The following is a 13378-nucleotide window of genomic DNA, read 5'->3' on the forward strand; positions in this document are numbered from 1 at the left end:
TTGGCGCAGTTGCGCCATCGGCGTGTGCGCGCGAATGGCGCAATTTATGTACCGATTGTCCAGAAACGCAACGCGGCGGTTATAACCGGTCGATACTGTGCCCAGCCAAAGGATGTCCACCGCGGCGCGGCCGGCCAGTGACCCGGCGGCTCGCGCTGCGTTTCGAGAGCAGGGCAGTACATGCGCGCGAAAAGAGTTGCGGCAGTCGGGTTCGCCGGACTGGCCGTGTTTGCGATAGCCGGATGCGGTTCCGGTAAGACGGGCGGCGGCGGGGGAGGCGGGATCCTGGTCGGCACCACCGACAAGGTCACCTCGCTGGATCCCGCCAAGGCCTACGACAATGGTTCACTGCTGGCCGAGACCCAGGTCTACCAGTTCCTGCTGAACTTCCCCGCCGGCGACGCCACCCCGAAGCCCGACGCGGCCGAGAAGTGCGCGTTCACCTCGCCGACCGTCTACTCCTGCACGCTCAAGCCGGGCCTGAAGTTCGTCAACGGCGATCCGCTGACCGCCAAGAGCGTGAAGTTCTCCTTCGACCGCATGGTGAAGATCGACGACCCGCAGGGCCCGAAGGCGCTGCTGGACAACCTCGATCACACCGACGCCCCCGACGACAAGACCGTCAACTTCACCCTCAAACAGGCCAACGACCAGACCTTCCCGGCGATCCTGCCCACCCAGGCGGCGGCCATCGTCGACGAGAAGGTGTTCCCGGCCGACAAGATCATGGCCGACGAGGACATCGTCAAGGCCAAGCCGTTCTCCGGCCCGTACACCATCTCCAGCTACGACAAGAACAAGCTGGTCGAGTACAAGGCCAACCCGGACTACAACGGCCTCTACGGCAAGCCCAAGACCGACACCGTCACGACGAAGTACTACGCCGAGGCGTCGAACATGAAACTCGATGTCCAGCAGGGCAATATCGACGTGGCCTGGCGCACCCTCAGCCCGACCGACCTGGAGTCGCTGAAGAACAACGACAAGGTCACCGTGCACCAGGCGCCCGGCGGCGACACCCGCTACATCGTGTTCAACCTGAACACCCAGCCCGGCGGCAATCCCGCGCAGAAGCTGGCCATTCGCAAGGCCGTCTCCACGTCCATCGATCGGGAGGCCCTGTCCACCGGTGTCTTCAAGGGCACCTGGTCGCCGCTGTATTCGCCGGTGCCCAAGGGTCTTCCGGGCGCGACCGAGCCGATCAAGGACATCTACGGGACCAAGCCGAACAAGGACGCGGCCGCCAAGTTCCTGGCCGAGGCGGGGGTGGCCACGCCGGTCGAGCTGAACCTCCAGTACACGACCGAGCACTACGGCCCGTCCAGCTCGGAGGAGTACAGCGCGATCAAGAGCCAGCTGGAATCCACCGGCCTGTTCAAGGTGAATCTGCAATCCACCGAATGGGTCGCGTACCAGAAGGCGCGGTCCTCCGACGGCTACCCGCTGTTCCAGTTCGGCTGGTTCCCCGACTATCCGGACGCCGACGACTATCTGCGCCCGTTCTTCGTCGAGGACAACTTCCTGCGCAACCACTTCGGCGATCCGAAGATCACCGCGGAGTTGAACGCCCAACTGACCGAAGGGGATCCGGCCAAGCGGGCCGCCGCGCTGGCGACGGTGCAGCACGACCTGATGGCCGATTTCATGCCCATCGTGCCGTTGCTGACCGGTAACCAGATCGCGGTCGCGGCCAAGAACATCCAGGGCGTGGATTCGACCCTGGATCCGTCCTCGAAGTTCCGGTTCTGTGTGCTGAGCAAATAACTGGTTTCGGAGGCCCGTTCGGCGAGCGGGCGGGCCTTCGATCACTAGTTATGCATTCTCGCTGGAATTTATCCATCTGAGAAGAAAGTTCACCGGAGTTTTGGCTGGTTATAACCAATATTTGTGACCAGCGTTTTATTCATCGATACCCCGGCAACAAGACGGCAACAAACCGTTACTACGGTGCGCCGAGACACATCAAGCTGTGGCGGTGTGATGTCCGCGATCCGGACTTCCACCGCCCGAAGTTCGAGAGTTGAGCACTATGGGTTCGAAGACGAACCGGGCGAGGACCTTCGCCGCGGTCGGCATGGCAGGCATCGCACTCGTGGCCGCGGGCTGCGGGTCTGGACGCACCGGGGACGGAGGAAGTGGCGCGGGCATCACCGTCGGCACCACGGACAAGATCTTCTCCCTGGATCCCGCCCTCGCCTATGACAACGGCTCGCTGCAGGCCGAGACGCAGATCTATCAGACCCTGCTGAACTTCGCGCCGGGCAAGTCCGTCCCCGAGCCGGACGCCGCCGAGAAGTGCGGGTTCAGCTCGCCGACGGTCTACAGCTGCACGGTCAAGCCCGGCCTGAAATTCGCGAACGGGAACCCGCTCACCGCCAAGAGCGTGAAGTTCTCCTTCGACCGCATCCTGAAGATCAACGACCCCAACGGTCCCGCCTCGCTGCTGGGCAATCTGGACCACACCGACGCCGTCGACGACAAGACCGTGAACTTCACGCTCAAGGTCGCCAACGATCAGACCTTCGCATCGGTGCTGCCCAGCCAGGCCGGAATCATCATCGACGAGAAGAGCTTCCCGGCCGACAAGGTTCTCAGCGATGAGGACGTGGTCAAGACCAAGGCCTTCTCGGGGCCGTACACCATCTCCAGCTACGAGAAGAACAAGCTCGTCGACTACAAGGCCAACCCGGACTACAACGGCCTGTTCGGCAAGCCCAAGAACGACGGCGTCTCGGTGAAGTACTACGCCGAGATGGCCAACCTGAAGCTCGATGTGCAGAACGGCAATGTCGATGTCGCCTACCGGAGCCTGAGCCCCACCGACATCGATTCGCTGCGTAACGACAGCAAGGTCACCGTGCATGAGGGGCCCGGTGGCGAGCTGCGCTACATCGTCTTCAACCTGAACGCCATGCCCGGCGGCACCCCGGCCCAGAAGCTGGCCGTGCGCAAGGCGATCGCCAGCAGCGTCGACCGCGACGCCCTGGCGACCAACGTGTACAAGGGCACCTACAAGCCCGCGTACTCGTCGGTGGTGCCCGGCGCGACCGGCGCGACCGAACCGTACAAGGAGATCTACGGGGCCAAGCCGAACAAGGACGCGGCCGCCAAGTTCCTCTCCGACGCCGGTGTCGCCGCGCCCGTCACGCTGAACCTGCAGTACAACTCGGATCACTACGGCGGCTCCAGCTCCGAGGAGTACGCGGCCATCAAGAACCAGCTCGAGGCCACCGGGCTGTTCAAGGTGAATCTGCAGTCCACCGAATGGGTTTCGTATCAGGATGAACGGGTGAAGGACTCCTACCCGCTCTACCAGTTCGGCTGGTTCCCGGACTTCCCGGACGCCGACAACTACCTGACCCCGTTCTTCGCACCGAACAACACGCTGCAGAACCACTTCGAGGATCCGCAGATCAACGCGCTGCTCACCGCGGAGACCACCGAACCCGATCCGGCCAAGCGCGCCGCTGTCCTCAAGCAGGTGCAGTTCTCGCTGGCCAATGACCATCTGCCGATGCTGCCGCTGCTGGCCGGAACCAATATCGCGGTCGCGGGCAAGAACGTCCAGGGCGTCGCCGACACCCTCGACCCGACCTTCAAGTTCCGCTTCGGTGTGCTGAGCAAGTGACCGCCATCGAGAAGGTGGGCGGGCCGGTCGATCCGGCCCGCCCCGCGGGAAAGCGATCGCGCGGCAGCAATTCCCGCTACAGTGCGCTGCTGCGTTACCTGGGGGTGCGAGCGCTGCTCATCATCCCGACCACCTGGATCCTGGTCACGCTGGTGTTCTTCCTGATGCGCGTGATCGGCGACCCGATCAGCGCGGCCATGGGCGGTCGCCTGAGCCCGCAGCAGATCCAGGAGCGCAAGGAGGCGGCCGGGCTCAACCGGCCCATCCTCACCCAGTACTGGGAGTACCTGTCCGGGCTGCTGAAGGGCGATTTCGGCCGCTCCCAGGACAATCGGGCCATCAGCGACGTCATCGTCACCTATGGCGCGGCCACCCTGGAGCTGGTCTTCTGGTCGCTCATCGTGGCCTTCGCGGTCGGCGTGCCGCTGGGCAGATACGCGGCCACCAAACGGGATTCGGCCCGTGATGTGAGCCTGCGGCTGTTCGCCATCCTGGTGTACGCCGCGCCGGTGTTCTTCGTCGGCCTGCTGCTGAAACTGATCTTCTCGGTGAAGCTGGGGTGGCTGCCCGTTGCCGGACGGGCCAGCACCAATGTGGAACTGCAGTTGCAGCACGTGTCGCCGAAGACCAACATCATGATCGTCGACGCCATCCTCTACGGGGATACCTCCTACATGGTCGACGTGCTGAAACACGCTGTGCTGCCCGCGATCGCGCTGGGCCTGCTGACCGCGGGCGTGTTCCTGCGGCTGGTGCGGATCAACCTGATCCAGACCCTGCGCTCGGGTTACGTCGACGCCGCTCGCGCGCGCGGTCTCTCCGATCGCGTCGTCACCGGGCGGCACGCCTTCCGCAACGCCCTGATCCCGGTGGTGACCGTGATGGGCATGCAGATCGCCATGATGCTGGGTGGCGCGGTGCTCACCGAAACCACCTTCGAATGGAAGGGATTGGGCTACCAGCTCGCCTCCTACCTGCAGGCGCGTGACTTCGTGGCGGTGCAGGGCATCGTCGCGTTCATCGCCATCGTGGTGGCGGTCATGAGCTTCCTGGTGGACCTGATCGTGGCCATGATCGACCCGAGGGTGAGGTTCTGATGACGGTCATCGAAACGGGTGTCGAGGTCACCGTCCCGCCCACCCGGGCCAAGTTCCGGATTCCCGGAATGGCCCTGGTGCGCATGACCTCCGGGCTGCAGCGGTTCACGCTGCTGCTCGGGCTCGGACTGGTCGCGGGATTCATCCTGGTCGCCATCTTCGCGCCCCTGATCGCGCCCTACGGCTTCGCGCAGAGCACCGCCGACGGCGTGGAATTCGCACGCCAGCAGGCGCCCTCGGCGGCGCACTGGTTCGGCACCTCGGTGCGCGGCGAGGATGTGTTCTCCCGCGTCATCTTCGGTGCGCGGACGGCACTTTCGGTGATCGCGGTATCGCTGGTGCTGTCGCTGTTCGTGGGTGTGCCGCTGGGTCTGGTGTCCGGGTACCTCGGGCGCTGGGTGGACCGCGTCCTGGTGCTGTTCATGGACGCCATGTACGCATTCCCGTCGCTGCTGCTGGCCATCGTGGTGTCGATCGTGGTGTCGGGCGGGCAGTCGTCGAGCTTCGGCGGCATCCTGTCCGCGGCCATCGCGATCACCGTTATTTTTGTGCCGCAATACTTCCGGGTGGTGCGCAATGCCACCATCTCGGTGAAGCAGGAACCGTACGTGGACGCCGCGCGGGTCACCGGCGCGTCCACGGTGCGAATCCTGTACCGGCACATCCTGGCCAACGTGACGCAGTCGCTGCCGGTGCTCATCACGCTCAATGGCGCGGAGGCCATTCTGACCCTGGCGGGTCTGGGCTTCCTCGGCTTCGGCATCGAGCCGACGCAGGCCGCCGAATGGGGCTACGACCTCAACAAGGCGCTTTCCGATGTCTCCAACGGCATCTGGTGGACGGGCGTGTGGCCGGGTGTGGCCATCGTGCTCGTGGTGCTGGGCATGACGCTGGTCGGCGAGAGCCTCAACGAGGTGCTCAACCCGCTGCTGCGCACCCGCCGCGCCGCGACCGCACCCGCGCCCGACAGCGCCGCCGCCGAGACCGCCGGTGCCGCTGCCGTCACCGAGACCGCCAAGGAGGCAGACGATGCCTGAACCCGTCCTGTCCTTCGAGGGCCTCACCGTCTGCTTCGCCACCGACGCCGGATCGGTCACGGCCGTGAACGACGTGTCCTACCAGGTGTATCCGGGTGAGGTCCTGGCCGTGGTCGGCGAATCCGGCTCCGGCAAATCGGTGAGCTCCCGCACCGCCATGGGGCTGCTGCCGCCCACCGCCAGCGTGAGCGGCGCGGTCGTGCTGGGCACCAAGGCCGTCACCAAGATGAGCTCCAAGGAACTCACCGCCCTGCGCGGCGGGGCCGTCTCGATGGTCTTCCAGGAGCCCGGCGCGGCCCTGGACCCGCTGTTCACCGTCGGCTTCCAGATCTCCGAGGCGCTGCGCGCGCATTCGGGCATGAAGCGAAAAGAGGCGCGCGCCAAGGCGATCGAGCTGCTGCGCGCTGTCGGGCTGCCCGATCCGGAGGCGCGGGTGGACTACTACCCGCACCAGCTCTCCGGCGGGCAGAAGCAGCGCGTGGTGATCGCCATCGCCATCGCCTGCGAGCCCAAGGTGATCATCGCCGACGAGCCGACCACCGCGCTCGACGTGACCGTGCAGGCCGAAATCCTGGAACTGCTGCGGGATCTGCGTGATCGGATCGGCGCGGCCATCGTCCTCATCACCCACAATATGGGCGTCGTCGCCGACCTCGCCGATCGCGTGGTGGTGATGCGCGAGGGCCGCATCGTCGAAGAGGCCAAGGTCGACCAGCTCTTCGCCGACCCGCAACACGAGTACACCCGGGCGCTGCTGGCGGCCGTGCCGAAACTGCATGTGCTGCCGGACAACTGGGAAGCGGGCGAGGAGTCCGACAGTGCCTCCGTCGCCGGTGCGGCACTGGCGAAAACCATTGTCCGCGAGCCCATCCCGGCCGACGCCGAGACCGTGCTCGAGGTCTCGAATCTGGTCGTCGAGTTCCCGGCCCCGCTGGGCCGCCCGTCGTTCCGGGCGGTCGACGAGGTGACCCTGACCCTGCGCCGCGGCGAAACCCTCGGCCTGGTCGGCGAATCCGGTTCCGGCAAGTCCACCATCGGCCGCTGCGTGGCCGCCCTGCAACGCCCCACCGCGGGCAGCGTGCGGGTGCTCGGCACCGATATCGCCGGACTCTCCGAACGCAAGCTGCGGCCGCTGCGCCGCCGCTTCGGCTTCGTCTTCCAGGACCCGGCCACCTCGCTCAACCCGCGCCTCACCATCGGCGAGTGCGTGGCCGAACCGCTGCTGGTGCACAAGCAGGCGAAGGGCGCGGCCGCCCGCGACCGCGTCCGCCACCTGCTCGACGACGTGCAGCTGCCGGCGGGCGTGGAAAACCGGTATCCGCACGAGCTTTCCGGCGGCCAGCGCCAGCGCGTGAGTCTCGCGCGCGCCCTGGTGCTGAATCCGGACCTGCTGGTGGCCGACGAACCGACCAGCGCCCTGGACGTCTCCGTGCAGGCGAAGGTGCTCGAGCTGTTCGCCGAACTCCAGCGCGAGTGCGGCTGGGCGTGCCTGTTCATCAGTCACGATCTCGCCGTGGTGGATCAGCTCGCGGATCGAATCGTGGTGCTGCGCAACGGGGCTGTCGTCGAACAGGGCGACAATGACGACATTCTTCGCCGACCGCGCGAGGAGTACACCCGTCGCCTGGTGGCCGCCGTCCCCGTGCCCGATCCGGTGGAGCAGCGCCGCCGCCGCACCGAGACGGCCGCGCTGTTCGCCGAGGCAGGCACGCTATGACACCTCAGCGGCACCGTAGCGGTGTCAAGGTCGTTATCGCGTTCAGGTAGCGTGAGCAGGCATCTATCCGTCGATTCGGCTTGGAGCTCTCCCCGACAATGACTGAACAGACCCCCAGTGGTGCCGGTGCGTCGTACGCGGCCGCCGGTGTCGATATCGAAGCCGGTGACCGTGCGGTCGAGCTCTTCGCACCCCTGGCGAAGAAGGCCAGCCGCCCCGAGGTCCAGGGCGGACTCGGTGGCTTCGCAGGACTGTTCGCATTGAAGGGCGGCTACAAGGAGCCCCTGCTCGCCGCCTCCACCGACGGCGTCGGCACCAAGATCGCCGTGGCCCAGGCCCTCGACAAGCACGACACCGTCGGCCTGGACCTGGTCGCCATGGTCGTCGACGACCTGGTGGTCTGCGGCGCCGAACCGCTGTTCCTGCAGGACTACATCGCCGTCGGCAAGGTGGTCCCGGAACGGGTGGCGCAGATCGTGTCCGGCATCGCCGAGGGCTGTGTCATCGCGGGCTGCGCGCTGCTCGGCGGCGAGACCGCCGAGCACCCGGGCCTGATGGGCGCCGACGACTACGACCTGTCGGCCACCGGCGTCGGCGTGGTCGAGGCCGACGCCGTGCTCGGCCCGGACCGCGTCCGCCCCGGCGACGTGGTCATCGGCATGGGCTCCTCGGGCCTGCACTCCAACGGCTACTCGCTGGCCCGCAAGGTGCTGCTCGACATCGACCGCATGTCCCTCACCGGGCACGTGGAGGAATTCGGCCGCACCCTCGGCGAGGAACTGCTCGAGCCCACCAAGATCTACGCCAAGGATTGCCTGGCGCTGATCGCCGAAACCGATGTGCGCACCTTCTGCCACGTGACGGGCGGCGGCCTGGCCGCCAACCTGGCCCGCGTGCTCCCGGCCGGCCTGGTCGCCGAGCTCGATCGCGGCACCTGGAACCCGGCCCCGGTCTTCAAGATGATCGCCCAGCGCGGCCGCGTCGAGCGCGCCGAGATGGAGAAGACCTTCAACATGGGCGTCGGCATGGTCGCCGTCGTGGCCCCCGAGGACGCCGACCGCGCCCTCGCGGTCCTCACGGCCCGCCACATCGACTGCTGGACCCTCGGCACGGTGAAGAAGGCCAAGGACGCCGAGTCCGCCCGCGCGGTCCTCGTGGGCGACCACCCGCGCTTCTAGCCGCACAGCACTCGGCCCCGGTCACTCTGCAGTGACCGGGGCCGTTCTGTATGTCCGAATGATGCTGGGGCGCGGCCACTCCCGTGCCCTGGAGACACAAATGAACGTCCCGTCCTTGGTGAGGACGGGACGCTAGTGCTGCTGCTGGCGAACCCTCAGCGTCACATGATCTTCGGCGTAATTCGACGTGCTAAAGGGGAAGCCCACCGGCTCCCCCTGCAGTACGTAGAAATCCGAGTCAGCGACGCCAGTCGTCGTAGCTGTCTTCGTCGTCCCAGCGCGACGACGATTCGCTCGCGTCATGCTCTTCGGAAAGCACACCACTCCGCTGTGTGTCGGAGGGACTCCCCGACAGCTCTCGCTGAAGGCTCGAGAAGTCGGTCGACGGCGAGCTGTACTTGAGCTCCCGTGCAACCTTGGTCTGCTTTGCCTTAGCCCGGCCACGGCCCATGGCTGACCCCCTCGCGTCACTGCGGGGCGGCCTGGGGTGGGTTTGGCGGCCCCGTTCGAATTAATACTCTTCCTGACGAACACTTTAGCGTGTGTCCGGCGGTCGCGCTTCCAGGAGTGGGGGATAAACGTCGCGGGGCCGGGCGCGGGCGCTTGCCCGGCCCGGTGAAAGGCACGCCGACCGGCGGCTAAACCACGCCGGGAATGGCTCGGATGATGCCCACCCGGGCCCCTCCGCCGAGCACCGCGGGGGCGGCCAGCTCGGCGTGCTCGTCGGTCCATTCGATGCCCATACGCTGGAGAATGGCCAGCGTCAGGGGAAGTCGCGCGCGGTCGGCGCCGTCGTCGATCTTGTAGGCGAAGGCCGAACCGTCCGGCAACGCACCGGCGTGCACGCCGTCGGCGCCGATCTTGCAGACCAGTCCGGGGGTCGCTGTCATGACGCGGAAATCTGGTCCGTCCGTGCCGGAAATCACTCGCGGATGGCTGCGAATCGCGTCCGCGACACGGCGTTCCGGGGTACCTTCGGCGGCCGTCGCGAAGCTCGCGTAGGCGCGGGCCAGATTCACCAGCGAGACCGGCACGATGGGCAGGCCGCAGCCGTCGATGCCCAGATCGGTCTCCGGTTCACCGGTCACATCGGCGACCGTCTCCAGCACCGCCTGCTGCAGCGGGTGGCCGACCTCCAGGTATCCGCGGCTGGGCCAGCCGTTGATCTTGCAGGTGGCGAGCATGGCGGCATGTTTGCCGGAACAGTTCATGTAGATCCGGCGGGCGGCCTTGGCGCGATCGGCGCCGGCCAGCACCTGGGCGCGGGCCTGCTCCTCGAACGGCAGATCCGGCGGGCACTCCAGATCGTCCTCGGTGAATCCGAAGCGATCCAGCAGGCGCTGCACCAGCTCGACGTGGTCGGGCTCGCCGAAGTGCGAGGCGGTGGAGATGGCCAGTTCGGCCTCGTCGACCGGTTCGAAACCATTGCGCAGCAAGGTGAGTGCCTGCAGGGGCTTGTTGGTGGAGCGCGGGAAGATCGGGCCGTGCACCGCGCCGACCTCGACCAGCGGCTCACCGTCCGGGCGCAGGATCACCGCCGAACCGCGGTGCACGCACTCGCGGAATCCGGACCGGACCACCTCGACCAGATCGACGCTCAAAGCGGGGCTCCCTTCGGTAGTCATATCGGTCATGGGCGGGCCGCCCCCGCGTGGCGGCGGCGATGGCGGTCGATCTGCATGCGCACGTCATCGGAGATGCTCGGCTCGGATTCCAGCAGCAGCTCCAGCCGATCCGGGTGCGCGCCGGTGAACAGGTCGCGGACGGTGACGCCGTGCGCAGGGGTGTGCAGCACGCGGATCTCGTCGCCCGCGCCGATCGCGCCCTCGGTGAGCACGCGCAGGTAGGCGCCCGTATTCGCTTGCAGGGTGAAGCGTTTCACCCACTGCGGCTCGCCGGTGCGCCACTGGAAGGTCGAGCAGGGCACGCGCGGGGCGGAGACCTCGAGCAGGGTGTCGCCGACGGCCCAGCGTTCGCCGAGCACCGCGTCGCTGACGGGAAGGCCGGAGACGCGCAGGTTCTCGCCGAACCAGCCCGGGCCGAGCTCACGGCCCAGCTCGTCGGCCCAGCGGCGGGCGTCCTCCTCGGCGTAGGCGTAGACGGCCTGGTGCACGCCGCCGTGATTCTTGGTGTCGCACACGTGGTCGCCGTCCAGGCCGAGGGTCCGGACCGGAATCCGGTGCGGCACCGGACGTTTGTCGATGGCGGTGCGGCCCACCTTGGACGACTTGGCGGGCACCTCGAGTTCGGCGTGCACGACGCAGACCGCCAGCACGGTACCGACGGGCGTGCTGCGCACGGTGCCGCCGGGCAGAGCGCTCATCGACCGCGCAGCTTCTCGACGGCGAGCCGGCCGGCCTGCGGTTCGTCATGGGAGGGCATGGAATCCGCGTCGATGGCCGCCGCGCACGGGCCCGCGACGAGTTCGGTGTCGGCGGGGATGGTGCGCTTGATCAGTGCCAGGGCGATGGGGCCGAGCTCGTGGTGGTCGATCACGGTGCCCAGCACGCCGACGGCGCGGCCGCCCGCGGTCACCGGATCACCGGTCGCCGGACGGGAATCCGCGGCGCCGTCCAGGTGCAGCAGCACCAGGTGGCGGGGCGGCTTGCCGAGATTGTGGACCCGGGCCACGGTCTCCTGGCCGCGATAGCAACCCTTGTTCAGATGCACCGCACCGTATTCGGCGGGGCCGCCGATCCAGTTCACCTCGTGCGGGATGGTGCGCTCGTCGGTGTCGAGGCCGAGCCGGGGGCGCAGGGCCGCGACCCGCAGCGCCTCGAAGGCCCACATGCCCGCGGCGACCGCGCCCGCGTCGTGCAGCTTCGTCCACCAGGTGACCAGCTGGTCGCGGGGGACGATCAGGTCGAAGGAGTCGGCGGTGGGCCACGGCATGCGGCGCAGGAAGCCGCCGCCGGGCAGCGGGACCGCGCGGTAGGTGTCGGGAAGGGCTGCGACACCGAGGGATTCGGTGAGTTCGGTCACGCCGGGGCCCAAGAGGCTCAGCACCGCATGGTCGTCGGCCTCGACCGGCTTGGCGTCGGCCCAGAAGACCATCTTCTGCAGGAAGCCCAGCAGCTCCGCTCCGCGCTGCGCCTCGGTGTCGATCCAGACCGTGCCGTCGAGGTCGGTGAGCACGAAGTGGTTGAGCACCCGGCCGTTCAGATCCAGGTCCAGATCCTCGGCCGACTCACCGTCGCGCAGATCGGCGACGGCCTGGCTGGAAATGGTGTGCAGCCAGCTCAGCCGTTCTTTTCCGGTGATGGAGATCAGGAATCGGTGGGAGCGATCGACCACCGCGACTTGTTGTGCTGCCGCGCGCTGTTCGCCGAAGGGATCGCCGTAATGCCACGAGACCGCGGCATCCGGAGACTCCGGCAGCCCCGCGACAGCCCCTGGAACCTGCAAGATCGGACTGGCCGAAACCGAGGAGGACACATACCCACCCTATGCCAACCCGCCCGGCGGCCTCGTCCGCCTCTACGCGACCTTTGCGTCGATTCGAGAATCACCGCCGGATGCGGGCGATGTGTCACCGCAGTGCCGGGTGGCGTGATGGGGCCACCGGCGTGGGTCGCCGCGCCGGGAGCCGTTGTCGCGTTTGGGCCGCGGTCGGAGGTTTACCGGGCGGTGGCAGCCGGGTTGACGGGCTCGCCGCTTCGGTATGGCCACCCCGACGGGCCGCTTGTCCTAGGCTCGAGCCCATGGTGGAACGGGTTCTGGTGACTCTTGACGGCGCGATCCGGGATCCGAACGCGCCGTTGCTGTATGCGGACGATATCGGTGCGTTGCGGGGCGACGGCATCTTCGAGACCGTCCTGGTGCGCGACGGCGTGCCGTGTGCGCTGGAACTGCATCTGGCGCGACTACGGCGTTCCGCCGAGGCGCTCGACCTGCCCGCGCCGGACCTCGAGGCCTGGCGGTTCGCGGTGGAGATGGCGGCCGAGGAGTGGGGGCGCGAGCGGGAGGGGACGCTGCGCATGGTGCTCACCCGGGGTCGGGACGGCGATCACGGCGGTAGCGAACGTCCGGCAAACAAGAGTGGGGACCTCGCCGGAGCCGAACCCGCCACTACCGGTTACGTTTTGGTGGTCGCGGTGCCCGAGCGGGTGAAAAAGGCGCGCACCGAAGGTGTTTCGGTGATCACGCTCTCGCGCGGCATCTCCATCGATCTGGCGCAGAACGCGCCGTGGCTGCTGCTCGGTGCGAAAACCCTGTCCTACGCCACCAATATGTCGGCCCTGCGGTTCGCGCAGCGGATGGGCGCGGACGACGTCATCTTCACCAGCACCGAGCATCGGGTGCTCGAGGGTCCGCGCTCGACAGTCGTTGTGCAGCGCGACAATCAGCTGATCACCCCGCCCGCGCGCAATGGCGTGCTGCCCGGCACCACGCAGCGCGCGCTGTTCGCGCAGGCGGAGAAGGCGGGCTGGGTCTGCCAGTACGAGCCGCTGTTCATCGCGGACCTGATCACCGCCGACGCGGTGTGGATGCTGTCCTCGGTGACGCTGGCCGCGCGCGTCAATTCGCTGGACGGACTGCGGATGTCGGCTCCGGACAACGCGGGTGAGATCACCGAGATGGTGAACCGCGGTATCGCGCTGCCGGGCAGCCTCGCGGATTGGTGATCCTGAATCAAGGGACTTTTGTCCGATCCGTCCGCGTGGGCCAGTGACCTCGGCCATCAATGAGTCACCTGCTGGCAAATTCCTGGCGTGCTGTGG

General features: G+C 67.4%; 11 protein-coding genes. 7 read left to right on the top strand and 4 right to left on the bottom strand.

All coding sequences use genetic code 11. The annotated features are described in order from the left end of the window. The first annotated feature begins 180 nt into the window (after positions 1 to 180). From ACAM49_RS04030 to purM, 6 genes are all read left to right on the top strand, one after another. Complete coding sequence (locus tag ACAM49_RS04030) at positions 181 to 1764, top strand: ABC transporter substrate-binding protein (protein WP_369634090.1); 1584 nt, start codon at positions 181 to 183, stop codon at positions 1762 to 1764. 265 nt (positions 1765 to 2029) lie between these two features. Further along, positions 2030 to 3628 carry an ABC transporter substrate-binding protein gene (locus ACAM49_RS04035; protein ID WP_369634091.1) on the top strand — a complete coding sequence of 533 codons (1599 nt, stop codon included), beginning with the start codon at positions 2030 to 2032 and terminating at the stop codon, positions 3626 to 3628. Between the two features lie 86 nt (positions 3629 to 3714). Continuing rightward, positions 3715 to 4725, top strand: coding sequence for an ABC transporter permease (locus tag ACAM49_RS04040; protein WP_369634116.1), 1011 nt, complete (start codon positions 3715 to 3717; stop codon positions 4723 to 4725). Beyond that, a complete protein-coding gene (locus ACAM49_RS04045) occupies positions 4725 to 5762 on the top strand; it encodes an ABC transporter permease (RefSeq protein WP_369634092.1) in 1038 nt (345 codons plus the stop codon). Before ACAM49_RS04040 ends, ACAM49_RS04045 begins: the two co-directional genes overlap by 1 nt. Then, on the top strand, positions 5755 to 7479 hold the full coding sequence (locus tag ACAM49_RS04050; RefSeq protein WP_369634093.1) for an ABC transporter ATP-binding protein: 1725 nt from the start codon (positions 5755 to 5757) through the stop codon (positions 7477 to 7479). Before ACAM49_RS04045 ends, ACAM49_RS04050 begins: the two co-directional genes overlap by 8 nt. 98 nt (positions 7480 to 7577) lie before the next feature. Beyond that, entirely contained in the window at positions 7578 to 8657 is a 1080-nt protein-coding gene (purM, locus tag ACAM49_RS04055; RefSeq protein WP_040803287.1) for a phosphoribosylformylglycinamidine cyclo-ligase, read from the top strand. Positions 8658 to 8895: 238 nt separating this feature from the next. Here purM and ACAM49_RS04060 read toward each other — a convergent pair whose 3' ends face one another. From ACAM49_RS04060 to ACAM49_RS04075, 4 genes are all read right to left on the bottom strand, one after another. After that, positions 8896 to 9108, bottom strand: a complete 213-nt coding sequence (locus tag ACAM49_RS04060; protein ID WP_083913120.1) for a DUF3073 domain-containing protein — start codon at positions 9106 to 9108, stop codon at positions 8896 to 8898. Positions 9109 to 9295: 187 nt separating this feature from the next. Further along, complete coding sequence (locus ACAM49_RS04065) at positions 9296 to 10258, bottom strand: asparaginase (protein ID WP_369634117.1); 963 nt, start codon at positions 10256 to 10258, stop codon at positions 9296 to 9298. Positions 10259 to 10287: 29 nt separating this feature from the next. Then, positions 10288 to 10980, bottom strand: coding sequence for an MOSC domain-containing protein (locus tag ACAM49_RS04070; RefSeq protein WP_369634094.1), 693 nt, complete (start codon positions 10978 to 10980; stop codon positions 10288 to 10290). After that, on the bottom strand, positions 10977 to 12092 hold the full coding sequence (locus ACAM49_RS04075) for a folate-binding protein YgfZ (RefSeq protein WP_369634095.1): 1116 nt from the start codon (positions 12090 to 12092) through the stop codon (positions 10977 to 10979). Before ACAM49_RS04075 ends, ACAM49_RS04070 begins: the two co-directional genes overlap by 4 nt. A gap of 266 nt (positions 12093 to 12358) precedes the next feature. Between ACAM49_RS04075 and ACAM49_RS04080 the strand changes: the two genes are divergently transcribed. Next, positions 12359 to 13282 (top strand): aminodeoxychorismate lyase, encoded by a 924-nt coding sequence (locus ACAM49_RS04080; protein WP_369634096.1) that lies wholly within the window; start codon positions 12359 to 12361, stop codon positions 13280 to 13282. The last annotated feature ends 96 nt before the right edge of the window (positions 13283 to 13378 follow it).

Source organism: Nocardia sp. JMUB6875 (assembly GCF_041154655.1).
Lineage (GTDB): Bacteria > Actinomycetota > Actinomycetes > Mycobacteriales > Mycobacteriaceae > Nocardia.